Source organism: Mesorhizobium sp. M1A.F.Ca.IN.022.07.1.1 (assembly GCF_003997575.1).
Lineage (GTDB): Bacteria > Pseudomonadota > Alphaproteobacteria > Rhizobiales > Rhizobiaceae > Mesorhizobium.
Window position 1 is genome coordinate 36,623 of record NZ_RZST01000001.1, and the last position, 24,102, is coordinate 60,724.

Below are 24,102 nucleotides of genomic sequence, written 5' to 3' on the forward strand. Positions count from 1 at the left end.
GTTCTTCTGCGCGTCATTGTTGGCGTTTCGGCAGAGAAAGTGACGTTGGCCGGCCTTACTAAACCGTCTTTGCTACGTGCCTTGCGCGACTCGAATTCGATTCTGAGCGAAATGGCCTGTAAAGACTACAATCCGACCTTCGAGAAATACTAAATCGGCAGCTGGGCTTCATACCGCTTGCAGGTTAAGCCCCGCGTTCAGATCGGCGATATATCGCGCACACAGCTCTTTGATGGTGATTGCTTTGTAGTCGAGTTCACGCTCGTCGGCAGGATTGTCGCCTTGAGCGACACGGCCGAACTGGACATTCGCTTCCGGTCGTGCCGTCTCGGGCGTCCAATCCCGTGGAGGCCGATGGTGTAGCGAGGCGAGCGGCCGGCTGCCCTGTATTGATGACATAGCTGCGTTTGCCGGATGCGAACACACGAAGGCCGAAACCGAGCAGCTCCTCATCCCAGATGACGTAGTCCTTTTCGCGGACCTGGGCGGCGTCGACAACCCTTTTGGTGATCTTAGTCATGACGTTCTCTCCAACCAGCACCGATCTCTCGCGTAAGCAACCACGTAAGCACGAGGGCGGAAGTCGGAGCGCAGTTTCGGATTCGAGCGTCGCTCGGCATTTCAAGTTGCCTAAAAGTTTCTAAGAGATAGGGTGCGCCAAAGAAATCAGGGGTCCATTCTGGACACATAGGTTACGGTTTATACCGGAGACATGGTGAAGTGCACCCATCTCTCGGGAAGGGCACAGTCGCTTAGATGGGTTTTCGAGCAAAGCTGCCACTTGGTCCCACACCAAGTTCCCGCACAGCGCCAAAATGCTGCTAGAAGCTGGTGACTTCCATGAAAGGGACTTTCAGGGCGGCACAGAGGCTTCTCATCGACGAGGAGTGGAGTCCGTTGTCGCCGGATACCAAATGGCATGGCGGCTTAGCGCCATTTTGCGCACAATGGACGAGAGCTATGAAGGGGACCTTTTCGTTTGCGGCCGCGTTTAACCGATGCCCTGAGGTCATAAAGATTTCGTTGAGTGCGCAAGCGGCCACGTATACGTCGGAATCGAGTTCGACAATTTCGATGTCCGACTCCGATATCTCATCGGCCAAGCTCTTGTCGAAGATACGAACCTGGTCGAAAACCTCTTTGGGTACCGCAATGCGTTCGACTTTCGCTCGTTGGAACAGAGCGGCTTTCAGGTTTCCGCCAGCTTCGCTAAAATAGAGGCATGCCTCTAGATCAAGCACAAAGTTGATGCCGCTATAGGCCATGCTGTTATGGCCCCAGCCGGTTAACACCGATGGCGGCGATCTGCTTTATCGTACTTGGCTTCAGATTGGTGAGCCGGTACGCATCGAACTGAGAGATTGCCTTCCTGTCGACCGCGGCGGTGAGCATGTTAGGCAGAAGATATCCGAACCTGGCAATCTGCGAGCTAATTCCACCGCCCCCGCTGTTTTCCTCACCTTCGTCTTCTTCTTCGATCATGGGGACTTCAGACGGCAGGGTCGCAGACCACGCAGCGTAAAAGCCTTTGCTCAAGCCCAAATCAGAGACGCGTAAGGCGCTCGCCTGCTTACTGGCGCCAAATCGTCTGGAAAGGAGATCAACGACGGCCCTAGCACCCCTTCCCGCGACGCTTTTATAGGCTTGGGAAAATTCCTCCGCAGGCATCATGACCGAGGCAGTCACCGAGTTGCAGAATCTTTCAACCTGGTTGTTGAGAATGGCGGGGTCTGAAACTCCCGTTTTGCCAAGGAGCACATGCACCACTTCATGCATCAGTGTGAACAGCTTGGTAGCGGGCCGCTGCCCGGTTGTATTCACGAAGATGATGGGAAAGTCACCGGTAGGAGAGTAACAAAACCCACGGAACGGGTCCGCTACCCTATCGCAGAGCACGATGATGCCTTTCCGCTCTAGCGATACACGCGTCTCCCTGAACGTTAGGGTAGGATCCACCGATCCATCGACGCGCTGGACGGGGACATAGAGCGATTTCAATAGCTTTCGCGCGGTCGACTGCTGATGGATGGTCACGCTATTTGTATTGGCGAACCTGGCGCAGTCTTCGAACGCTCGGTCCGCCAGGTAGGCGGCGATAGAACGAGCACGCGCGATTCGCGTTAGTCCTGCCGATGTAAGAACCGCTGGCCTATTATTGGCGGCGCGAAAATCAGGCATATTGGCGTCGATTTCTACGTCTTTGGCGAACAGGAACTGGACCGGTACAGCCAGAGCGGAGGCAAGTGAAAACGCCACTCGCTTGCTGACGTCGGTTGGGGTTGTTTCCATTTCAGTCAAGAAATCTGGTCGGATATTCGCCTCAATCGCGACCGCTTCAATTGACAATCGTCGCGCGCGGCGGATGCTTTCCACTGCCGAAGGTCGGGGGGTAAGTTTCAATGGCATCTCAGTCGCTCGCAACAGAGTGTTTTCGTCTGAATGAGTTTTCCGGACTGCTTCAACTAGCGTTCGGATTGAATTTGGCGCTGTCGATTTTTAGAGAGCTGGCAATCGTTCCTCGAGGACCGCTTGCACGCCAGATCGCGGCAATCGAAACGTTAATCGGAACAAGAAAGGTGAGAAACCCCTCATCAGCCGGCAGCCTTCGGGCACGTTTGGAATCGGCAAAGCGAGAGATCGTCATCAATGACGATAGTTTGGCCACTTGGGTAACATGCTGCGCGGCCGTCACATCCTTGTTCGGGCTAGCGGCCCTGTATTGGTCGTTCTACGCTGCCGTGGACCAGTCTTGCATGGGCGAGCAGCTCGCTCTCTTTACGACCATTGTGCATTTCGTTCCCCTCCCATTGGCTATTCTAATCCTCTACGCCAGAGCCCATTTTGTCTATAAAGACGTTTGGCAAAAGTGCAATTTGCTTAAGCAAGATGCACTCGCATAACAATTGGCTGCTCTAACACAGCGTCTCGCAAGGCGATCGGCCAAGGAAGCTTGCGAACCGCCCGACATCGCGGACGTAGTTGCGCTGCGCCTCCTGGCTGAACCGGCGCATGGTCATGTCGTCAATCAACCATTGGCGCGGCGGGCTGATCGGTGCATCGAGAACAGGGTGGGGGTGGTCAGGCTTCTTGTTGACGAAGCCTGTGATGCTCTGCCCCGCCGAACGACGCTCAATGCGGGCGCGGCAACCGGATCGTGACCTCTACCTTACCACGCGCGTCCATCCCGCGCAGCGGGTTGTTCTCCGACCTATTGCGGTGATTGTCGCTGTTCGGCCACAGCTCCGGTTCTTCCACTTAGGTGATGATCACGTTTCGCAGGAGCTAGTGTCGTTACGACGCGCTTGAAGTTCCTTCACTAACGTTCCTCGCAATAACGCTAAGCGCCTGATCATATCCACGATCTTGATATAATCTTCGAGGACGTCGCCGGATCGAGACTGTCGGTTGCCCCAGCACCACTAAGGCCGCCCCTGGTGATACCGCCGCGGACAGGCCCCTGCGCGCGCGCAGCGCTGGCGAGGATCGAATTGGCGAACGTCGCTGAAACGCCGAGCGCCGTCGCACGGCCGAGAAATTCACGTCGGCTCAGGCGGCCCGCAGCGACGTAACGGCTAAGATATTCGAGTTCTTGCGACATGAAATGTTCCTCCTCCCATTCATTGTTTCGTGCTAATGTCAGCGCTTTATCAAGCTCAGCGGAAGCGAGCGGCCAAAGAATCTCTATTTAAATGGTAGTGGTCAAATACCGATTGTCGTCCCACATCATCTCGTTTCAAGATCGTTCACACGCAGGGCGGATCTGGTTCCGAGATGCGCGACAATCGATACTGACGAAATGACGTGTGATCGAACTACCTGATCGAAATTGTGGCCCGTGCTATCTGGCTACTTCCGCTCCAATCTGAGTCTGCGCGATGTCAGGGAAATGCTGCTCGATCGCGGGATTGTCGTTCCCCACGAGACCATCCTCCGATGGTGCCGATGCACTGCCTGATTATGCCCGCCGCATACGCCGAAGGCGCAAACGAAAACGATGTCTGGCACCTCGATGAAGTCGTGGTGCGCATCAACGGTCAGAAATCCTGGGTGTGGAGAGCGGTTGATCAGGACGGATATGTGCTCGACGAGATCGTCCAACGCGCCGCAACGCTGCGAAGTCGGTAGCTTCGGCCGAGATAGAAGATACTTTCGTTGCACTGCGCCTGAGCTCAAACCACTCACCGTCAAATCGTAACGGCGCACGCGCTTGTCCACGATCTCCGAAGGCTGCTCTACATTTTCAGCGATGGTTCATGGACGAAGGGGCTGCATGGCTCCGATCACGATCGGCCGAGCTTGAACGACTAAGCGGGCAGACAATCATCTAAGGTGATTGTGAGGGACCTTGGATTCCGCTGGGGTTCGTGCGGCAAGCATAGGACACTCTACTTTAACTGGCGACTTCTACAGCTGCCGGTACAGGTTATCGACTACGTGGTGCTACACGAACAGGTTCACCTGCTGCATCACAACCACTCCAAGCAATTCTGGAAAGCGATGGACAGCGTGCTTCCAGACTGGCTTGTTCGTAAGCAAGAATTGGAACGCGATTGGGTAGGTTTGCGCGTTTCGCTTTGGCGACTCCGTCGGAGGCCCCCGCTGGCGAAGGGATTGCCTCCACGAGTAAGGTGTCGCGGCGATGAGTTGCCGCAGGTCAAGCTCAGCGAAGCCGATCGACAGTAATGCCCCCGACAGTCGGGGATATTCCCACGTGTCAGCGCTCGCCGCCTCAACTGCATTCCGTGTATTCGAAGGCTGAAAGCACGATGCCGATCCCTGACTACCAATCGCTCATGCTCCCGGTTCTTGAGGTCTCTTCGAAGGACGAAACCTCCGCCCACTAGCCGAGGCCGAGATTGCTGCACGGTTTGGTCTCACCGCTGAATAGCGTGAGCAGCTGTTGCCGAGCGGCAAGCAGCACGTGCTACACAACCGTATCCACTGGGCGAAATTCTACATGAGCAAAGCGGGACTGCTCGCCTCTCCCGCACGAGGGCGGTTCGTTGCCACCGAAGCAGGTCTGTCATTGCTCACCAGCGGCCCTGACCGCATCGACGTGAAGCTGCTATTGAAACACCCAGAGTTTAGGAAGTTTTACAAGGGCAACGGCTCCGATGATAGTGCAGGGGAGACGCCATCCGACGTCGCGACGGAGGCGACGCCGGAAGAGCAGATCGAAAGTGCCTATCAGGCGGTACTAACCGCTTTGCGGGCAGACATTTTGGACAGGATAGGCCAAAACAGCCCGGCCTTCTTTGAGCGGCTCATTGTCGATCTACTTGTCGCCATGGGTTATGGCGGATCGCATAAGAACGCAGCCGCCCAGCTTGGGCGCTCGGGCGACGGCGGGGTTGATGGCGTAATCAACGAGGATCGGCTCGGTCTCGATCGGTGTATGTTCAAGCGAAGCGTTATGCTGTCGCAAACGCTATTGGGCGACCTGATGTTCAAGGATTCGTCGGCAGTCTGGTAGGGCTAGGAGCGACGAAGGGTGTTTTCGTGACCACCTCGACATTCAGCCCACATGCCCACGAATTCGTGAAGCACCTGTCTCAACGCGTCATTCTGCTCGATGGGCGCCAACTTGCCGACTTGATGTTCGAGCATGGCGTCGGAGTTCGTGTCCGTCGAGCCATTGAGCTACCGGACGCGCCTTTTGCTGACGCACCGGCGCAATCTGAAGGCCGAAGTTCCTCGACCTGGAGAACGCCATCCGCCACTCGCTGAAGTCGTTCGGCATCCGCCTTAGGCAAGGTCGGACGTGGCGCCTTCGAACGCGCGGTACGCCAGGCGGTGGCGGACAATCCGTTGTCGGCCGAGCTGATGGACGCCATGCTGACGGCGCGCGCGGCGCTGTGGCGACAGTACTGCCGGCTGCATGATCTCGTCGTGAGGATCGTCGCGCACAGCGAGCCGTGCCGGCGCTTCATGGCTATTCCCGACGTGGTCGGGTGACGGCGCTCTCCTTCATGACGGCGATCGACGATCCCACGCGCTTTCACCGCTCGCGCGACGTCGCCGCTTACTTCGGGCTGACGTCGCGGCGCTGGCAGTCCGGTTCAACGATCGACATTCAGGGACGGATCTCCAAGGCCGGCGACGCGGACGTGCGGCGCGCGCTCTACGAGGCGGCGTCAGGACTGATGACGCGCTTCAAGGGCAGGGACAAGGTCAAGAGCTGGGGCCGGGACATCGCCAAACGCTCCTGCCACCGCAAGGCCTGCGTTGCGGTGGCGCGCAAGCTGGCGGTGATCATACACGCCATGTGGAGCGATGGACGTTTACGTCGGCGATGCGGCCGCGAGCGAGGCCGATGCCACGCGGCGCGCCCATGTCAAGGACCGCAAGCTGCTGGGAGCGCATCGATGAGCGGTGCGGCGGCAGATAAAACGCATGGCGCCGGCGCGCTGACGGACCCCATCTGAGCAAGGAGATCCGCTCCGGCGGATGAGCACCGATGCAAACCAGGAACGACTGAACCACGTTATCCTGCCTGCCGCCGCGCCGACAATGAGACAGCCGGACCGCGCTCGATTTCGATGCTCCGTCCGTCCGATGGAAGAGTGCGTCACGACGGTTCGAGCGCTGCGTTCATCCCCGGCGTCGGTCCGGTGACGGCGCTTTCGTTCATGAACGGCGATGGACGATCCCACGCGGTTCCGCCGCTCGCGCGACGTCGCGGCCTACTTCGGGCTGAGGTCGCGACGCCGGCAGTCGGGCACCTCGATCGACGTTCAGGGCCGCATCTCGAAGGCAGGCGACGTCGACGTGCGGCGCGCGCTCTATGAGGCGGCGTCTGATGATGCGCTTCAAGGGCAAGGACAAGGTCAAGAGCTGGGGCCAGGACTCGCCAAACGCTCCTGCACTGCAAGGCCGCCGGGCCAAGAGCCAGAACTGTCCAACAGGCTGATTGACGTGCACAAGACAGCATACGCGTCCTTCGGCGAAAGCCTCGCACGAAATACGTGGTGAGGCCCGACGCAACCGGCCGGTGCCAGTCGTCGGCTCTTGTGGGGGGAAGGCTCTGAAACGATAATTTTCCGTTCGCATCGACGGGAGAAGCGAGTGTGGACCACCAGCGGTCACCGCTGCCCCGCGCCAATGGTCGGTCTGCCGGGGCACCGAGTTATAATGGAGATAATCTTCTTTTGTATCTAGGTCGATGATGATATCCGTCATGCCTGCCAAAATGAGTCGGCGCTGGGCACAGCGTGACGACCCTATTCTGGCGGGCCGAGGCGGCTGCCCCAGCACCTAGCAGCGAGAAAACACACGCAAGGAGAACTCCATTGCCTTCTTCAGAGACCAGAGCGCAGACACTCGGCCCTAGCATGATTTGGCGGAACTGGGTGAGCAATCAGGTTTGTCGGGTGAAGCATTTCGAAATGCCAAGTTCGGACGATGACGTCTGCAGAACGATCAAGACAGCAGCTTCAACCAATCTGCGCGTCCGCGTAGTGGGTACGGGGCACTCTTATACGCCGATTGTCCCCACGGACGGAGTTCTAATCTCCGCGGAGCGTCTAACAGGGATCGAAAATATCGACCCAACCAACGGCAGCGTAACCCTCCGCGGCGGAACGCGGATTTGTGACGTTGGCCTTGAACTGCGTTCTGCTGGTTGGGCATTGCCCAACCAGGGCGATATCGATCTGCAGACGATGAGCGGGGCCGTATCGACGGGTACGCATGGCAGCGGCGATAGTTTGCAATGCTTAGCGGGCCCGATAATTGGAATGCGGATAGCGATGGGCGATGGATCCATCGCCAATTTCGATGCTTCGCAAGACATCGATGTCCTCAACGCTGCGAAAGTTTGTCTCGGAATGCTTGGCGTGGTGCTTTCCGTCACGATGAAGCTTGTTCCTGCTTTTGATCTTCATGACAAAATATGGCGTGAGGATTTTGAAGAATGCATGAATCATTTGGATCAGCTATGTCAGGAAAACCGGAGCCTCCGCGTGTTCTGGTGCCCGACCGAACACTCGGCATCGTTATACAGCCTGCCCGACACGTCTGGCATTGGTCGTACGCGCAGTAAAGCTGATGTCTGCGAAATCAGAACGCTGAACGTCACAACTCAGCCGTCAGCAGCTGTCGAAGCACAGGCCGGCGAGAGAATAGGGCCCAGCTATCGGATATTTCCGGGTTCAATTCCGATGCCGAACCATAACGAATGCGAATACTCGGTGCCCTACGAGGACGGTCCGGCGGTATTGCGTGAAATACGCAAGCTGATCCAGATGAAGCATCCGTCGCAGATATTCCCGGTTGAGTATAGAACCGTGGCGGCTGACGATATTTGGTTGAGTCCATACTTTGAGCGGAAGACCGCAATGATATCGGTGTCCGGCGCAGCAGGAGAGGACTACTGGGATTTCATCCGCGATTGCGAGACAATCTTTTCCTGGGTAAAAGGTCGTCCGCACTGGGGCAAACTTCACAGCCTGGGCCGGTCCGAGATCGAAGCCTTGTACCCAAGATACGGGGATTTTATTTCTCAAAGGGCTCGCTTCGACCCGGACGGTCGCTTCCTGAACGACTACCTGCGCGAACGTTTCGGCTAAAAGCTTTTATCTATGGTGGCTTCTGCGGTTCGCTGCATAGCCGCCTGGAACTTGCTGCCATCTTTAGCGATCATGTTGGCGAGGATGTCGATGATCAAATATTGTCCAGCGACCCTGGAGAATGCTCCTCGCGTGATGGGCGTGTCTGTTGAGGATGCTCCCAGTACAGCGTCCGCGTTGGCAGCGATCGGACTGCGTATATGACAGGTGATTGCGATGGTAAATGCGCCAGCCGCCTTGGCCGCCATAAGTGAGTTGATTGTATCCTTGCTCGAGCCAGATTCCGAAATTGCCAGTGCGACTTGCTTCGGCCCGAGATTCACTGCACTCATGACGGCGAGATGTGGGTCGTCCAGCACGCGCGACACCAGTCCGAATCGAACAAACAAGTAATGCGCGTATCGGGCCACATTCGCAGAGCCGCCGAACCCGTACAGATCTATGCTTTTTGCTCGTATGATCTGTTTTGCCGCCAATTCGAGAGCGGCGTGGTTCAACAGGTCCTTTGTCTGCTTGAGCGCGGTGATGGCCGTCGACAGCGTGTCGTCGATGACGTCACCAGACGGGCTGGCGTGTCTGATTGTCTGGTGAGTGGAGAGTTCGATCCCCAATGCCAGTTTGAAACGCTGGAAGCTCGAAAACTTGATGTCTCTACAGAACCTCAAGACGCTCGCTTCGCTCGATCCGGATCCGTCAGCAACCTCCGTGATAGTTTGGTTCACGACCTTCGCGGGATCGTTAAGGACGTACTCACTGATGCGAAGGAGCGCCGGACTGAGGCTGGGCTGAGACGAACGCAAGCGCGCCAAGATCTTTTCCTGCATTTACGATTCCCTTGATGTCGCCGAGCTCCAGCTCCCTAGGCTTGATTGACACGGGCAGTGAAAGCAATAGGAATTTTTCAGCAGATTGCCAAGCCGTGAACATTGTTTTCGTTAGAGCCCCCAGCCGCCTGCCAGCCTTTTTGCACGGCATTTGACCATCATCGCCGCGCGGGGAGAGAGTCGCGCATGATGAAAAAAACCATCTTCCGCAGACGAAAAAAAAGTGGTATTCCTTCAGCGAGAGACTGGGACCGCGGCCGCTGGGCGCGAATGCGAACAGAGATGACGAGATGGGTTCTATATCGATTGGTGTCGACATCGGAGGCACCAAAACGCATTTGAGAAGCTGCCTGGAACAGGGCATGGGCCGCGACTTGGTGGTGAGGACCAGTGAATGGCGTTGTGGAGCCTATGACCACGATATTCCTGGACTAATCGCGCTAATCAGCGGATTTGCGGATGGCGCCACTCCCAACGGCATCGCGATTGGCTCTCATGGATGTGATGATGAGGCCGAGTGTGCCATCCTGCAAAAACCACTTTCTAATCATTTTGCCTGCCCGTTGAGGGTCGTCAACGATGCAGAGCTATTTCCCCTAGCCATGGGGCTTTCCAGCGGAATTGGTGTCGTCGCGGGAACTGGCTCAATCGCTGTTGCTCGGGACCAGAAAGGCAGGATGCATGTCGCAGGCGGTTGGGGCTGGGCAATCGGAGACGAAGGGAGCGCTCCCGGTTTAGTACGTGAGGCTGGTCGAGCAGTGCGACGGCACATTGACCTCGGAGGGGCAAGGTCAGAGCCGCTTGTCGAAGCGCTTTGTGAGGCATTTGGACTGAATAGCCCCACGAACATCGGCACCGCTATCGCGAAGGAAGGCGGTGCCTCGGCTCTGGGGCGACACGCACCCGTTATCTTCTACGCAGCCAATGAAGGCTCGTCGTTGGCTAAGCGCGTTATTGACGAGGGCGCAGCGGCCCTGACCCAATTAGTTCACCACCTGAAGTTGGCGGGCGTGTCCGACAAAGACGTGGTGGTAGGCGGAGGGGTCATCCTCGCCCAGCCACTTTTAGCCAATGCGTTCTCCCATCAAATTTCCGATCGTTTCGGGGCGACAGTGGCGGTCACCTTCCTCGACAAGCCGCCGGTCTTAGGCGCCTGCGTCTTGGCGCGGCAACTTTGCAGTGCCGGGGATGGCCCAGAGACCTCAATTGTCTCTCAACATATGGATATCCAATGATTTACAGGTCAACGATCGCCCGTCAACCCAATCAGTTTCGCCATACCTTGGAAGTGGTCGGAACGCAGCTTCGCGACCTTGATCTCGCGCCATTTGAAAAGGGGACTGTCGTCGTTACAGGAATAGGCGCGAGTTACGAGGCAGCGGGGGTAGTGGCCGGTGAGCTGCAACGCCGCGGCAGACGAGCAAATACTTGGCGCGCAGTCGATCTCATGGAGCCGGGGGACCCTGGCGACGCGATCATAGTCTTTTCTGTCGGAGGAAGAAGCATCGAGCCAATCGCTGCACTCACCATCCACAGCACGTTACCATCCCTCGCGATTACAAGCGGAGGCAACGACCCGCTGTCACGCACCGCTTCGGCAGCACTTCGCTTCGAGTCCGGTCCGGATTCACTGCCGTCGAGCACCGGCTACACAGGCTCGCTGCTGGCAGGCGGGCTGCTGATAGATGCGCTCTGCGGTGAAGACAGCTTCAATTGGAACGACATTCCTCTGATAGCAAGCGAGGTCTTGGAAACCTCTGCGAAAAAGATGGCACGCATTGGAGAAATGTTTCATGACCAGCGGGCGATCGATTGCGTTGGCGCGATATCGGCTTTGGGTACGGCGGGCGAGGCTTGTTTGCTCATTCGCGAGGCTGCGAGGGTGCCCACCGGCGTCGCAGACACGCTGCACTACTTGCACGGCCCGATGGAATCGATGGATCAGGCAACCGGGATTTTGATATTTGGTGACGGCCGCGAAGTGCGATTGGCGCAGGAATTGGCTGAAATCGGCTGTGCAGTTCTTCTGGTAACCGCAAGCGAGTCGCCTCAGGACGCCAAAAACCTAGCAGTTGTGAAGGTGCCATCTTTGCAGAACCGTGTGGGACGATCAATCGTGGACATCCTGCCCGCTCAGCTGCTAGCCGCAGAACTGTCCGACGCGGCCGGACTTACTGATGCCCAGTTTCGTTATAGCCAAAATGACACAAAGGTGACCGTGAATGAATCGGAGCCCCGGGTCTGAGCACGCGCGTCACGAGATGACACGTTCCGGGCATCCTTCTTGGCCCTGATCAAGACAGCAATGGCGAGCCAGTGGCAGTGATCCCGCTGTCTCGAGCCCGTTGACGGGCAAGAATGCGTCGTGCTTCGCCTGCCGATTGAATGCTGCGCAGCATTCTGTTTCCAAAGGCGTATGAAACTTGGAAAGGTAACCCTACAATAAAACTATACACCGTGGAATTGTCTCGGCACTTCATCACGTCGACGGCCGCGAATAGCTCACCACGGGGAACACTGCATCGTGACGCCCTCTGCTTACTGAAGCTCGCTTTAGCATTGCTGGCAGCAGCTTGGGGACCCATTCAGGGCGAGAATAAATAACTCCAGGACTAACGGACGATGGCATCTTCCCGGCCTAAAGTGTCTTCGGCGCTCATTACACCCGCGATCGGGTTCCTATGTCTCGCGACGCTCGTCCCGATTGCAGCTGTCGTTGCCCTCTCGTTCGGGGACTTCAACATAGCCTTCCCGGAAAGGACGCGCTTTATCGGGCTTTACAATTACGCGCGGTTCTTGTCCGACGGTCGGTTTATCAACGCCGCGCTGGTTACGTTCATTTTGGTCGTCGTCCCCGTCGTCCTCCAATTACTGTGTGGATTAGCGTTGGCAATAGCGCTTAAGGAAAAGCTCGTTGGCACACGGTGGATGCGAGCAGCTTTCCTGCTTCCGTCCGTAGTTCCGCCAGCGGTAGGCGGAATTGTGTGGAAGCTGTTCCTCATTCCTGGTGTCGGCGGCTTGTCTTATCTCGCAAGCTTGTTCGGTCACAATTTCGAAGCTGACTTACTTGGAAGCAAAACGTCAGCGCTGATCTCGGTGATCATCGTATCGATTTGGTTTGGCGTTCCCATCGTTGCTTTGCTGCTTCTCTCGTCTTTGGACTCGATCCCAGACGAGATTTATGAGGCGGCAAACCTCGACGGAGCAAGTTGGGCCCAGGCGCAATGGCATATTTCCATACCGCTTGTCTTACCTGCGATGGGAGCCGTCGCCGTGTTTCAAGCTTTAGAGGTCCTTGGGATTTTCCCCGTGATCTTCGTGTTGACAGGTGGCGGGCCGGCTGGGGCGACTGAACCCCTAAACTTCTACGCTTTTCTGACCGCATTTACATATCTCGATCTAGATTATTCCGCCGCAATTCTCGTGGCATTCACAACAACGATCGTCGGCGTGTGTTTTTGGTCTATTAGCCAAATCTCGGCCACTCGCGTTGGGAGGTAAGCCCATGCATCGATACTTTGGACGTCACATCTCCGAATATCATCCACTCGCCAAATCTCGGCCCCTCGCGTTGGGAGGTGAGCCCATGCGTCGGGACCTCGGACGTCGCATCTACGGATACCTTGTCTCCGCTGCCTTTGCGCTATTCCTGTTCTCGCCGATATTGTGGACCCTATCGACATCTCTCAAGCAGCCGACCGAGATGTTTCAATGGCCGCCCGTGATCGTGAGGGAGCCATCCGCTCAGCACTATACCGCGACAATCGCTGACAAGGACTTCTCTTCCGCGCTCATCAATTCAATTGTGGTCTCATGCAGCACCATCATATTGACCATGGCGCTTTCGATCCCGGCAGCCTTTGGCATCTCTCATTTGCAGAAAACTGCGATGCGAAGGCTATTGACGCTGGTGTTGGCACTCCGGGCGGCGCCAGCGATGATCTACATCATCCCCTACTTTCTCTTTTTTCGCCAAGTACACCTCGTCGACACGAAGATTGCGCTGATCATCGTCAACACAATGTTCGCGGTTCCGCTTGCGATATGGTATTTGTCGGCGTTTTTTGACCAAGTGCCGCGTGAAATTGAAGAAGCCGCGATGATAGACGGCGCGTCAACGCTGCAGACGATGACGCTCATCTCGATACCCATCGCCAAATCTGGTATCATTGCAACAGCAATACTGATATTTATTGGTTCGTGGAATGAGTTTCTTTTCGCGCTGACACTGACACGCGATGACGCGAAAACTGCCGCCGTCGCAATACTGAATTTCATCCCATTTGAGGGGACCGATTGGGGCAAGGCGGCAGCCGCATGCGTGCTTATGCTGGTCCCGATCGTGGTGTTCGTGCCGTTCGTAAAAAAATACGTCGCCGGCCCAACAACGACCGGTTCCGTGAAAGGGTGAAACGCTAGCTCAAGGAGAAAAGCAATGAGATGTCTTGGAATTCTTGCTGTTGCATTAGGTGTTGCCGTCGGCGGCGGAGCGTCGGCTCAGCAGCGCTATGACGGCGTGAAAATAAAGGTCCTATCGACAAACTCGGCATACGATTTGGAGCTCAAAAAATTCGCGCACGAATTCACAGAGAAGACTGGCGCTGAAGTGCAGTTTGATCTCTTCGGTTATGCGCCGACCGTTCAAAAAGTGTCGGTCGAGCTCCTAACGCGTTCAGATAGTTACGACGTGGTATATTTAGGGAGCGAGGAGTTCGGGCGATACGCATCTGGCGATATCCTGGAGCCGCTCGATAATTACATAGACATGAAGAGTGCGGACGTACAGGATTTCATCGCTCCCGTGCTGCGCCTCTACAATAAGGACGGCAAACAGCTGGCATTTCCGCATTTCGCGGCGACACAGCTCCTGTATTATCGTGCCGACTTGTTCGAGAAAGCCGGAATCAAACAGCCACCGCAAACGTGGGAAGAGTTCCGTAATGATTGTGATCTGCTGAGAAAGGCAGACATTCAGTGCACGGCGCTACGGGGTCAACCGGATACTGGCGAGAATATATGGTTTTGGGGCCAGGTTCTTTATGGTTTTGGCGGTAAATATTTTGCGAACGAACCAGCGGATCTGACGCCCACGGTAAATTCGCCCGCTGCGGTGGAGGCGCTGAAATGGTACACGGATGTGATGACCAATTTCACTGTGCCTGGGAGCATCTCAGCAACCTTCGATGATGTTGTCATCGCGATGCAGCAGGGCCGCATTGCTATGACTGTCGAAGGCGCTCCCACCGCAGGTCGCATTCTCGATCCCAAGCTGTCGAAGGTCGTCGGCAAGCTTGGGTTTGCTTTGCCCCCTGGCGGCGTAAGTGGGAGGTTCCCGCCCTTTGCGGGACAGGCGTATGTCATTCCAGCTGCATCAGAAAACAAGGCAGCTGCAGCGGCCTTCCTTCAATGGGCGACGAGTAAAGATCTCATGAAGCGGATTTCGCTCGACAGCACCTTTGTCGCCATCACCAGGACATCGCTGTGGGACGATCCGGAAATCCGTGCGAAACATGACTATGATTATGGCCATGGATCGTTTGCGGCAACGTATGCAGAAACGCTTCGCGGGGCGCCCGAGTGGTATTATCCTCGCATTCCAGAATTCAAGGAGATCGGCGATCGCCTTGGCCGTGCCCTGCAAGAAGCGGTTGTCAGGAGCAAGAGCCCAGAGGCTGCCTTGGACGATGCTCAAGGTGATGCGGTCGAAATCGTGAAGCGCGCTGGATACCTGAAATAGCCGTTACACGTCGCCACCGGCGCGGTTTTGCGCGCCGGTGCGCGCGCGAACTGAACCTTCATAGCGCGTGGGATGAGAGTTGAGGAACTTTAGTATAGTCTGGATTTGCAGCGATCAGCAGCGTTGGGACACCTTGCAGTGCCTAGGGTTCAAAGGCACGCAGACTCCCAATATTGACCGCCTGGCGGCGAGGGGCACGGCATTCGCCCGTGCGTATTGTCAGAGCCCTATCTGCACGCCGAGCCGAACGAGCTTTCTGACAGGCTTGTATCCGATCGCACACCAAGTGCATCAGAACGGCGCCGGCACATTTCCTTCGCATCTCGTTTTGCTCCCAAAACTGATGGCGAACGCCGGATACTATACAGGGCACATAGGAAAGCTGCACCTGTCTGCCACACGTGGCATGATAGAAAAGCGCCCCGATGATGGATTTGCCGAGTTCTACTGGAGCCCTGAGCCATTTCCGGAGTGGTCAGGCAACCACGACTATCATGCGTGGATGTGGTCAAAAGGGATCAATCCCGAAGCCTACTTCAAACCCTATCTTGACCAACACTATGGTCCGGGACCAGCCGCAGAATATCGGCAGGCGCGTTGGGCAGGCGATCGGGCTGAGCGCTTCATCAAGATGCATTCTGATCGTAGTTGGTATTTAGGCGTTAACATCGACGCGCCTCATCCGCCCCTCAATCCCCCGCCAGACTACCTCAGGCGGTTCAATCCAAATGATATGCCTGATCCTGCGTTCAAGCCGATTGATCTCGAGCACCAGAAGAAATTTGAACGAGTCGATCAGCAAGCGAAATTCGCGGTGGATCCTTGGCACGCAGCAACAGACGCGGGTGAGGCGCACAACGACGAATTGGCAGGACCTACGCATGAAGCGCCACCAACGAAGTTCAATATTTGGGAGATGAGAGCGGCCTATCACGCCGAGGTGGCACAGGTGGACGATCTGGTCGGCCGGATACTAGACACTTTGACGGAAACCGGCCAGCTGGATCGCACGATCATCGTCTTCATGAGCGATCATGGTGATATGATGGGCGACCACGGCCTGCTCTACAAAGGCTGCCGGTTCTATGAGGGTGTGGTGCATGTCCCACTTGTGATTTCCGTGCCTGGCAGCCCAGCCCAAGGATCGGTGTCGAATGCACTTGTCGAGCTGGTCGATATTGCGCCCACATTGCTCTCGTTATCGGGGCTTGAGGTCCCAAAGGCCATGCAGGGGCTGTCACTCGACCAGATGCTGCTTGGGAACACTTCACTGGATTGCCATAAGCCATACGTTGTCAGTGAGTATCACAACTCCCTCAGGTTCCGCGGCAGCCGAGGGTCTCGCGCATCGATGTACTATGATGGACGTCACAAACTAAATGTATATCACGATGTTGGAATAGGAGAGCTGTTCGATCATAAAGAGGACCCCAATGAGCATTATGACCTATGGGATAGCCACCATCACAGGGGGTTGAAATACGACCTATTAGGCCGCAGCTTTTCCGCAATGATGCTTAGAAGTGGATCCGGCCCGGAGAGAATTGAGGACTATTGACCTTGGCGGACCGACGCCAGGATGGTCACGAGCGAGGCATTGTTCTCGCGACCTTGGGGCCGCCCTCGGTCGATTGTCCAGAAATTGATCGATAATTTATGGTATCTCGCTGCTCTTTCCTTCATTCATAAGGGGTGAGGATTGTGGAAATGAGCGTCAACTCACCTGCAATGAAAGCGGCATCGCACGAGAGCATCTTGGCTCGCCTGCAGGACGACATCGATCGATTGCCCAATGCGCTCGCTCGCATTGCCAAATACATTCTGGAAAACCCGGAAAAGGTGCTGCACCAATCGGTCGCGGAGCTAGGTGAATTCGCGGCCAGTGGTGAAGCGAGCATATTGCGGCTTTGCCGGCAGATAGGCTTTTCCGGCTTCCGCGACTTCAAGCTGGCATTGGCGGCCGAGATTGGCCGCCCGGGACTGCCTCCTACTGCTGCTGGAACTGCGGATAGCGCTCTGCAATCCTTGCACGACACCATGGCGCAAAACCTCAGCATCGCACACAACAATGCCGATTCCGAAACTCTCGCGAAGGTCGCCGCCGCGCTTGCGGCAAGCAGACGGATCGACCTCTACGGCGCCGGAATGTCCGGTATAACGGCAGAACTGCTTGCCTATCGGCTTTTGCGTGTCGGGCTAACGGCCTTTGCGTTCAGGAATTCCAACATGGCTCACGAAGTCGCCAGCGGGCTTAGTCCCGGATGCGTTGCGATCGGCCTTTCGATCTCCGGCCTCACGGTTGACACCGTCCAGTTCCTCAAGGGCGCCCGTTCTGCGGGGGCACTGACCGTCGCCATCACCAATCGCGCCCGCAGCCCGCTCGAGAAAGCGGCTGACTTCACCCTGCAGGCCTCCGGCCTTCAAGACCACCCGATCGGCGGCACCCTAACATCGACGATCGGCAAGATCTTTGTGATCGAAAGCCTCATGCTGGCGCTCGGAAAGGCGATGGATAAACCGGTTGCCAAATGAAATTAAACTCCATATTGTCACGAAAATGAAATAAAGCACCGATAGAAGTCACGCCCACCGAAAGGGAACTCGGAATGGCAGCGTTAGACCTTCACATCGACGACATCGGCAAGCGGTTTGGCGCGATTGATGTCCTGCGCGGCATCTGTCTAAGGGTTGCTGCGGGGGAGTTTGTGACACTGCTGGGGCCGTCCGGGTGTGGTAAATCAACGCTTCTTCGGATCATCGCGGGGCTGGAGCGTGCCGACCAGGGCCATGTGCGTGCAGGCGGCAGGGGGCTGGACGCGGTGGCGCCGAAGGACCGCGACCTAGCCTTCGTGTTCCAGAGCTACGCCCTTTATCCGCATCTGAGCGTGCACGACAACATTGCTGCCCCGCTGGTCATGCGTGAGCTAAGCAGCTTGGAACGGCTTCCTGTGATTGGCGCGCTGCTGCCCGGAGCCATCCAACGCAAACGCTCGATCCAAGAGCGGGTCCGGCAGACATCAGGGCTTCTCAAGCTCGACGCGCTGCTCGAGCGTCGACCGTCGGCGCTGTCGGGCGGGCAGCGCCAGCGCGTGGCTTTGGGACGCGCCATGGTGCGCAAGCCGAAGATCTTCCTGATGGACGAACCCTTGGCAAACTTGGACGCAGCGCTGCGCATCCATACGCGTGGCGAGATCGCACGGCTTCACAAGGAAATGGAAACGACGACTATCTTCGTTACCCATGACCAGGCCGAGGCGGCAGCGCTTTCAGACCGCGTCGCAGTCATCTTTGGCGGCGAACTCCGTCAGGTCGCAGCCCCTGCCGATCTCTATCGCGAACCCGTCGATCTAGACGTAGCGCGCTTCCTGGCGCAGCCATTCCTGAACGAGCTGGCAGTGGCCGCACCTATAGGCGGCGGGCTCATGATCGGCGGCAGCAGGATCATCATTCGCGACGCGCTCGGATCCGGGCTGGCCGGAACGCTGGCCTTCCGCCCCGAGCATGCGACCCTGGCTGAGAAGGATCATCCAGGAGCCCTGCCGGTTCGCGTCACGCGCATTGAGCACGCAGGGATCGACGCTCACGTCTTTGTCGATGCCGAGGCCGGCGCTCAGTTCGTCGCCCGCATTTCCGCCGAGCGCGCGCGATCACTGCGTGACGGCGACAATCTGGGACTGACCATCGACGCTGAAAAGGCATGGTTCTTTCCTTCCAACGGCTCGCGCCAGCGTGGCGATCACAGCGGGGCAGCCTGACATGGCCTTAGCCAACGACATTCCGCTCAGTTCCTTAGCTCCGAACACTGCATGCAGGTACCGGCCGGCTCGGGCCCAGGCGCAAGCTGGCATAATTCTGTCCGTGCCGGCGACGCTGTTGCTTGTTGCCCTTGTCATCGGACCCGCCATTCTTGTCTCCTTTCTGTCCTTCACGAATGCGTCGCTCGGCTTGGCCGGAATCCAATTCATCGGGGTTGCTAATTATACGCGCATGTTGACCGACCCTGGCTTTGCTCAGAGTCTGCGCAACACCGCGCTCTATGTGGCTGTGGTCGTGCCGACGGCAATCGGGTGGGGGCTGCTCGTCGCCGTTTTGATCGCTAGATCACGGTTCGCAGTTCTCTATCGAACCGCTTACTTTCTGCCCGTGGCTGCAAGCTTGGTTGCTCTCGCGACCGCGTGGGAAGCAATCCTGCATCCAAGTCTGGGTTTTGCCAACACGCTGCTGCAGCTCCTGGGCGCATCGCCCGTCAGGTTCCTGTCCGACCCGGCGACGGCCATATATGCGCTCGCGGCGATCGGCGTCTGGCAGTTGGTTGGCTTCAACATGATCCTTTTCCTGGCTGGCCTTTCGACCATTCCAGAGGAGCTCTACGAAGCTGCGACTATCGACGGGGCGGACAGGGGACTGAAGCGCTTCCTTCTGGTCACCTGGCCGATGCTGGCGCCAGTTACGGTGTTCGTCACCGTGATGACAATTATCCGCGCCTTTTCGGTTTTCGAAACGGTCGCGGTCCTCACACAGGGAGGGCCGATGAAATCTACCTCCGTCGTTCTTTACACTTTTTATGAAGAAGGTTTCCGCTTCTTCCGCGTCGGATATGCTTCTGCGATCTCCGTTTCCTTTTTTGTCTTCGTGACTTTGCTGTCGCTCGTCCAGATGCGCGTCTCCGAGCGTCGGGCGCGCTGGAAAGCAAATGGAGGCCAGTGATGATCCTGGGGCAATCTTCCTCTTCCCGCATTGTCTCGCATGCTGTGCTTGTCACCGGCGCGATCATCATGGTCTTTCCGTTTCTGTGGATGATCCTTGCCTCGCTGACGCCACAGAGCGAGATCTTTGACGGCAGCCTGCTTCCAACGCCGACCCTTCACGGCGCAATCGACAATTACGGCACTGCGCTCTCGGCAATTCCGCTGCTTCGGTTCATGGCAAATGGCTTTGTCGTGTGTCTGGCAATTCTTGTGTTGCAGATCGCGATCGCCATCCCATGTGGCTATGCGCTGGCCAAGCTGTCCTTCCCGGGCCGCCCTATTCTGCTTGTCGGCGTCCTGCTCGGCCTTCTGGTGCCGGTGCAGATACCAACCATCCCGATCTACATAGCCCTCGCAAAATCCGGACTGCTCGACAGCTATGCCGCTCTGGTTCTGCCCTGGATCATTTCGGTGTTTGCCATCTTCCTGTTCCGGCAGTTCTTCGTGACCTTTCCCGATGAGGTGCTCGACGCGGCGCGGCTCGACGGTTTCAGCGAGCTATCGATCGCCTGGCGGATCATGCTGCCAGCAGCTTGGCCGGCCGTCGTCTCCTTCTCGATCTTCTCTATCGTGGCCCATTGGAACGATCTTTATTGGCCAATGGTGGTGATAACCAATCCCGACATGATGACGGCTTCGCTCGGCATTGCCTATTTCCGGCAGGCCGGCGAGGGCGCCGGAAATGTCGGTGCGCTGATGGCGGGGGGCGTTCTCGTAACTGCTCCCTTGGTCGCTTTTTTCCTTCTCATGCAGAAACACTTCATCCGAGGTCTGGTGCTCGGCCGACACTAGCTCCGTCTCTAAAAACCCCCATCTCAAAACTCAGGAGAGCAATGTGAAAACAGTTGCAATGATCCTTGCTGCCGGTGTCGCAGCGGCAGCCATGCCAGCGCAAGCCGAGACGAAACTCAATGTCTATTACGCCTGGCCCGAACACGAAGTGATCCACAAGCCAATTGCAGACCGCTTCATGGCGGGCCACCCGGAAATCAAGATCAGCTTCCGCGCTGCTGCGCCGAGTTATGACGAAGCTGTCCAGACGTTGATTCGTCAGAGCATGGCAGGCGAGTTGCCGGACGTTCACTATGTCGGCTTCAACGTGCTCCGTCCGCTCGTCACGCGCGGGCTCGTAAAGCCCATCGACGATCTCGTTGCCGCCCATCACCTGGCCGATAAGGGCTACACGGAACAAATCCTGTCTCTGGCAAGAATCGAGGGCCATCTGTACGGACTTCCCTTCGCCATGTCGACGCCGGTCGTTTATTACAATGCCGATCTCGTGAAGCAGGCGGGCGGCGACCCCGACAAGGTTCCGACCGATTGGGACAGCTTCGTCGCACTGGCCGGCAAGGTCGGTGCGCTCGGCAATGGAACGTCCGGCATGTATTACCAGCTCGGCTCGGACGACTGGGCCACGCAGAACCTGGTACGCAACTTCGGCGGCCAGATGATGAACGACAAGGAGAGCGACATCGCTTTTGACGGTCCTGCAGGCCAGGCTGCCGTCAAGCTGTTCAAGCGGTTCCACACCGACGGCGCTCAGCCGGCGATCGACTCCCATGCCGCCCGGCAGCTCTTCACCTCCGGCAAGCTCGGCTTCTTCTTCGCCTCTGCCGGCAGTGTGAGCGGTTTCGAAGGTGAAATTGGAGATCGGTTCAAGCTCCGCACAGCCAAGCAGCCGCTCGGCGCTGAAGATGCGACGATGCCGACGGGCGGCATGGTTGCGATAATCCTTACCGACGATCCCGCCAAGCGCGCCGCCGCCTGGGACTACGTCAAGTTCACCACAAGTCCTGAAGGCCAGAGCATTGTCGTGCCGAATACTGGTTATATGCCGACCAACACGCTTGCCCTCGACAAGGATCATCTCGCCGGCTTCTACGATAAGCACCCGAACTGGTACACCAGCGTGCTTCAGACGCCCCGCGCCCGCCCGTGGTTCTCCTGGCCTGGTGATAACGGCGTGCAGATCGGGGAGGTCCTCCGCGACGAGATGACGGCTATTGCGCTTGGATCCAAGGAACCGGAAGCCGCTCTCGCAGACATGGCGTCCGAGGTTCGCGCACTCCTGCCGAAAACGAACTGATCGCCTCGTCCGAGACGCTGCACGCTCCTGTGCGGCATCCCTCCCTTTTTCGGGATTATCCATGAAACTCATTCATCTGACCGACCCCCATCTTGTGCCGTTAGGCGCCATGCTCTTCGGCTTCGATCCTGCCCAACGGCTTCGCAAGACCATTGAGCGCATCAACCGCGATCACGCCGACGCCGAGCTTTGCGTCGTGACTGGCGATCTCACTGACGAGGGAGATTTCGCTTCCTATGTCCTGCTTCGCGAGGTGCTGCAGGAACTGCGCGTGCCCGCCCGCCTTCTGCTCGGCAATCACGACAGCCGCGAGAATTTTGTTCGGGCGTTTCCTGGAGAGCCGCGCGATGAGAACGGCTTTATCCAGTCGGTTCACGACGGATCTGCCGGGCGCCTCATTTTTCTCGACACATTGGTGGAAGGTTTCGGTCATGGCTCCTTGGACGATGGTCGGCTCGAGTGGCTGCTGGCCCGGGTGGCCGAGGCGTCGGATGTGCGGGCCTACCTCTTCGTCCATCATCCGCTGCAGCCGATCGGCCTGCCGCATTTCGAACCCTGGAGCACCGAGAATTGGCGCCCGATCATGCAGGCGATTGTCAGCGCCGGCAATGTGCAGCACATTTTCCACGGCCATGTGCATGTCGATGTTGGCGGCACCTGGAGCGGCATCCCTTTCAGTGCAAACCGCGGCGTGGCGCATCAGATCATTCCACATTTCACGCGGAGAGACGCGGACTTCGTCGAGGATGCGCCCGCTTTTGACATCGCGATAATCGACGTTGATGGGGTCCTGGTGCATCGCTTCGAAGTTAGCGACCGACATGTGGTCGAGGTCTCCGCAGAAGGTTGGGTTCCCGAGGGCATGCAATGAATCAACAGGCCTCTTATGAACTGGTCATCTTCGATTGCGACGGCGTTCTGATCGATAGCGAGACGCTGGCAAGTCGAATCGATGCCGAAGAACTTACCCGCATTGGCTATCCCATGTCGTATTCTGATGTGATTCTGCGGTTTACCGGCCTTTCCTCAGCCACCATGCGGAAAATGATCGAAGAAGACTGGGGCCGCCCTCTACCCAGCGACTTCGACGTCATCGTGCAATCCAGGATAAAGGAAAGCTACCAGACGGAACTGCAAGCGATCAGCGGCATTGACCAACTCCTGCATCAGTTGCGATTGCCGCGCTGCGTCGCATCGAGCAGCGCCCCCGACAAGCTGCGGCTTGGTCTTGAACTGACGGAACTTTGGGCATACTTCCATCCCCACGTGTTCAGCTCCGCCATGGTAAAGGCCGGTAAGCCTGCACCGGACCTCTTCCTGTTCGCTGCCGCCCAGATGGGCACTAAGGCAGCGCGCTGCGTCGTGGTCGAGGACAGCATTGCAGGCGTTCGAGCCGGTGTGGCCGCGGGGATGATGGTGATCGGTTTCACCGCGGGCGGCCACTGCCACGACGACCACGGTCAACGATTGCTGTCAGCCGGCGCTGCGGTGGTCGCGCGATCAGCCGAAGAACTTAGCGTCCTGCTGATGACGAGCGAAGTCCAGCCCAATACAAAATGGCAGGAGGCGGACCCGGTGGCAGCAGGTGCCGTAAGGTGAACTGCAGCAGCTTCCCATCCACTCAACCCCACAAAAATGTCTTCCTGTACCGACTGTCCCGGCGATTCCGTCCACTTGATATCCCTTGCATTCGATATCGGCGAAGTCTGACAGGCGGATGCGGCATGGGGCGGGCGCGCAAGCGACACTCAACGGTGTTCGACCGAGCTGCTCACAAATTACAATTGAGGGTCAAGAAGGAGCATTCGTGTCTGCGTGGGGGAACTCACCGGAGCTCGAAGCACAGGCCCGTGGCACCGTTTCGATGATGGACGAGTTACTTCATGATCAACCGAAAGCGATAGCGACCGAGGTCCCTTATGCGGCCCGAGCATTTACAACTCGCGACATTTATTGCCGTTCGTCGGTCAAGTGTTTGCTTGGAATCGAACACCTCGATCCGGGCGGCAGAGAGGGGCGACCCCTCACTGCTCACGGTTCGCTGTCAGACGCCTGAAATAGATGGTCACCACAACGACGGCAATCAAGTGGCCTGACGCAGCAGCGGTCTCTTGTCCCTCCCAGGGTCGGGCCCAATCTG

18 protein-coding genes and 6 pseudogenes are annotated in these 24,102 nt (G+C 57.4%); 18 read left to right on the top strand and 6 right to left on the bottom strand.

From position 1 onward, the window contains the following. Positions 1 to 180: 180 nt before the first annotated feature. The 5 genes and pseudogenes from EOA75_RS34735 to EOA75_RS00200 all read right to left on the bottom strand — a co-directional run. A pseudogene (locus tag EOA75_RS34735) lies at positions 181 to 520 on the bottom strand (Arm DNA-binding domain-containing protein); the annotation flags it as partial. A gap of 301 nt (positions 521 to 821) precedes the next feature. Further along, positions 822 to 1,265: a hypothetical protein gene (locus EOA75_RS00185; RefSeq protein ID WP_029354749.1), complete on the bottom strand. Its 444-nt coding sequence runs from the start codon at positions 1,263 to 1,265 to the stop codon at positions 822 to 824. Between the two features lie 4 nt (positions 1,266 to 1,269). Then, entirely contained in the window at positions 1,270 to 2,406 is a 1,137-nt protein-coding gene (locus EOA75_RS00190; protein WP_084831477.1) for an ImmA/IrrE family metallo-endopeptidase, read from the bottom strand. 52 nt (positions 2,407 to 2,458) lie between these two features. Continuing rightward, complete coding sequence (locus tag EOA75_RS00195; protein WP_127220023.1) at positions 2,459 to 2,692, bottom strand: hypothetical protein; 234 nt, start codon at positions 2,690 to 2,692, stop codon at positions 2,459 to 2,461. A gap of 693 nt (positions 2,693 to 3,385) precedes the next feature. Then, positions 3,386 to 3,598 (bottom strand): annotated as a pseudogene (locus tag EOA75_RS00200) (twin-arginine translocation signal domain-containing protein); the annotation flags it as partial. 249 nt (positions 3,599 to 3,847) lie between these two features. On the opposite strand from EOA75_RS00200, the pseudogene EOA75_RS00205 reads away from it, so the two are divergent. The 5 genes and pseudogenes from EOA75_RS00205 to EOA75_RS00230 form a co-directional block, all read left to right on the top strand. Beyond that, a pseudogene (locus EOA75_RS00205) lies at positions 3,848 to 4,098 on the top strand (DDE-type integrase/transposase/recombinase); the annotation flags it as partial. Positions 4,099 to 4,921: 823 nt separating this feature from the next. Continuing rightward, positions 4,922 to 5,544: pseudogene (locus EOA75_RS34415) on the top strand (restriction endonuclease); the annotation flags it as partial. Between the two features lie 94 nt (positions 5,545 to 5,638). Then, positions 5,639 to 6,369 (top strand): annotated as a pseudogene (locus EOA75_RS34425) (IS110 family transposase); the annotation flags it as partial. 224 nt (positions 6,370 to 6,593) lie between these two features. Further along, positions 6,594 to 6,864: pseudogene (locus EOA75_RS00225) on the top strand (IS110 family transposase); the annotation flags it as partial. Between the two features lie 485 nt (positions 6,865 to 7,349). Beyond that, the gene (locus EOA75_RS00230) at positions 7,350 to 8,567 is read left to right on the top strand and encodes a D-arabinono-1,4-lactone oxidase (RefSeq protein WP_164747223.1); all 1,218 of its coding nucleotides are present in this window, start codon (positions 7,350 to 7,352) and stop codon (positions 8,565 to 8,567) included. On the opposite strand, the gene EOA75_RS00235 is transcribed toward EOA75_RS00230, so the two are convergent. Beyond that, positions 8,564 to 9,391 (bottom strand): MurR/RpiR family transcriptional regulator, encoded by an 828-nt coding sequence (locus tag EOA75_RS00235; RefSeq protein WP_029354755.1) that lies wholly within the window; start codon positions 9,389 to 9,391, stop codon positions 8,564 to 8,566. The genes EOA75_RS00230 and EOA75_RS00235 overlap by 4 nt on opposite strands. Positions 9,392 to 9,753: 362 nt before the next feature. Here EOA75_RS00235 and EOA75_RS00240 point away from each other — a divergent pair, with 362 nt between their 5' ends. The 13 genes from EOA75_RS00240 to EOA75_RS00300 all read left to right on the top strand — a co-directional run bounded on the left by EOA75_RS00240 (position 9,754) and on the right by EOA75_RS00300 (position 23,561). Next, positions 9,754 to 10,626 carry a BadF/BadG/BcrA/BcrD ATPase family protein gene (locus EOA75_RS00240; RefSeq protein ID WP_164747224.1) on the top strand — a complete coding sequence of 291 codons (873 nt, stop codon included), beginning with the start codon at positions 9,754 to 9,756 and terminating at the stop codon, positions 10,624 to 10,626. Next, a complete protein-coding gene (locus EOA75_RS00245) occupies positions 10,623 to 11,636 on the top strand; it encodes a glucosamine--fructose-6-phosphate aminotransferase (RefSeq protein WP_095521232.1) in 1,014 nt (337 codons plus the stop codon). Before EOA75_RS00240 ends, EOA75_RS00245 begins: the two co-directional genes overlap by 4 nt. 377 nt (positions 11,637 to 12,013) lie before the next feature. Further along, a complete protein-coding gene (locus EOA75_RS00250) occupies positions 12,014 to 12,892 on the top strand; it encodes a sugar ABC transporter permease (protein ID WP_127323339.1) in 879 nt (292 codons plus the stop codon). Between the two features lie 85 nt (positions 12,893 to 12,977). Next, complete coding sequence (locus EOA75_RS00255) at positions 12,978 to 13,802, top strand: carbohydrate ABC transporter permease (RefSeq protein ID WP_164747225.1); 825 nt, start codon at positions 12,978 to 12,980, stop codon at positions 13,800 to 13,802. A gap of 24 nt (positions 13,803 to 13,826) precedes the next feature. Further along, positions 13,827 to 15,128, top strand: coding sequence for a sugar ABC transporter substrate-binding protein (locus EOA75_RS00260; protein WP_029354766.1), 1,302 nt, complete (start codon positions 13,827 to 13,829; stop codon positions 15,126 to 15,128). Between the two features lie 79 nt (positions 15,129 to 15,207). Beyond that, positions 15,208 to 16,686: a sulfatase-like hydrolase/transferase gene (locus EOA75_RS00265; protein ID WP_126038496.1), complete on the top strand. Its 1,479-nt coding sequence runs from the start codon at positions 15,208 to 15,210 to the stop codon at positions 16,684 to 16,686. A gap of 149 nt (positions 16,687 to 16,835) precedes the next feature. Beyond that, positions 16,836 to 17,660: a MurR/RpiR family transcriptional regulator gene (locus EOA75_RS00270; RefSeq protein WP_051695325.1), complete on the top strand. Its 825-nt coding sequence runs from the start codon at positions 16,836 to 16,838 to the stop codon at positions 17,658 to 17,660. Between the two features lie 74 nt (positions 17,661 to 17,734). After that, entirely contained in the window at positions 17,735 to 18,883 is a 1,149-nt protein-coding gene (locus tag EOA75_RS00275; protein ID WP_126089930.1) for an ABC transporter ATP-binding protein, read from the top strand. A 103-nt stretch (positions 18,884 to 18,986) separates the two neighbouring features. Beyond that, a complete protein-coding gene (locus tag EOA75_RS00280) occupies positions 18,987 to 19,835 on the top strand; it encodes a sugar ABC transporter permease (RefSeq protein ID WP_245466518.1) in 849 nt (282 codons plus the stop codon). Continuing rightward, positions 19,835 to 20,668 carry a carbohydrate ABC transporter permease gene (locus tag EOA75_RS00285; RefSeq protein WP_127220029.1) on the top strand — a complete coding sequence of 278 codons (834 nt, stop codon included), beginning with the start codon at positions 19,835 to 19,837 and terminating at the stop codon, positions 20,666 to 20,668. Before EOA75_RS00280 ends, EOA75_RS00285 begins: the two co-directional genes overlap by 1 nt. Positions 20,669 to 20,726: 58 nt before the next feature. Further along, a complete protein-coding gene (locus tag EOA75_RS00290; protein ID WP_245466519.1) occupies positions 20,727 to 21,962 on the top strand; it encodes an ABC transporter substrate-binding protein in 1,236 nt (411 codons plus the stop codon). A 61-nt stretch (positions 21,963 to 22,023) separates the two neighbouring features. Then, on the top strand, positions 22,024 to 22,833 hold the full coding sequence (locus tag EOA75_RS00295) for a phosphodiesterase (RefSeq protein WP_127220044.1): 810 nt from the start codon (positions 22,024 to 22,026) through the stop codon (positions 22,831 to 22,833). Next, on the top strand, positions 22,830 to 23,561 hold the full coding sequence (locus EOA75_RS00300) for an HAD family hydrolase (protein ID WP_051695327.1): 732 nt from the start codon (positions 22,830 to 22,832) through the stop codon (positions 23,559 to 23,561). The genes EOA75_RS00295 and EOA75_RS00300 overlap by 4 nt, the downstream gene beginning before the upstream one ends. Positions 23,562 to 24,102: the final 541 nt, after the last annotated feature.

Coding starts and splice junctions, on each gene's coding strand:
- EOA75_RS00185 (WP_029354749.1), bottom strand. CDS start 1,265: ATGGCCTATAGCGGCATCAACTTTGTGCTTGATCTAGAGGCATGCCTC.
- EOA75_RS00190 (WP_084831477.1), bottom strand. CDS start 2,406: ATGCCATTGAAACTTACCCCCCGACCTTCGGCAGTGGAAAGCATCCGC.
- EOA75_RS00235 (WP_029354755.1), bottom strand. CDS start 9,391: ATGCAGGAAAAGATCTTGGCGCGCTTGCGTTCGTCTCAGCCCAGCCTC.
- EOA75_RS00240 (WP_164747224.1), top strand. CDS start 9,754: ATGGGCCGCGACTTGGTGGTGAGGACCAGTGAATGGCGTTGTGGAGCC.
- EOA75_RS00245 (WP_095521232.1), top strand. CDS start 10,623: ATGATTTACAGGTCAACGATCGCCCGTCAACCCAATCAGTTTCGCCAT.
- EOA75_RS00250 (WP_127323339.1), top strand. CDS start 12,014: ATGGCATCTTCCCGGCCTAAAGTGTCTTCGGCGCTCATTACACCCGCG.
- EOA75_RS00255 (WP_164747225.1), top strand. CDS start 12,978: ATGCGTCGGGACCTCGGACGTCGCATCTACGGATACCTTGTCTCCGCT.
- EOA75_RS00260 (WP_029354766.1), top strand. CDS start 13,827: ATGAGATGTCTTGGAATTCTTGCTGTTGCATTAGGTGTTGCCGTCGGC.
- EOA75_RS00270 (WP_051695325.1), top strand. CDS start 16,836: ATGAGCGTCAACTCACCTGCAATGAAAGCGGCATCGCACGAGAGCATC.
- EOA75_RS00275 (WP_126089930.1), top strand. CDS start 17,735: ATGGCAGCGTTAGACCTTCACATCGACGACATCGGCAAGCGGTTTGGC.
- EOA75_RS00285 (WP_127220029.1), top strand. CDS start 19,835: ATGATCCTGGGGCAATCTTCCTCTTCCCGCATTGTCTCGCATGCTGTG.
- EOA75_RS00290 (WP_245466519.1), top strand. CDS start 20,727: ATGATCCTTGCTGCCGGTGTCGCAGCGGCAGCCATGCCAGCGCAAGCC.
- EOA75_RS00295 (WP_127220044.1), top strand. CDS start 22,024: ATGAAACTCATTCATCTGACCGACCCCCATCTTGTGCCGTTAGGCGCC.
- EOA75_RS00300 (WP_051695327.1), top strand. CDS start 22,830: ATGAATCAACAGGCCTCTTATGAACTGGTCATCTTCGATTGCGACGGC.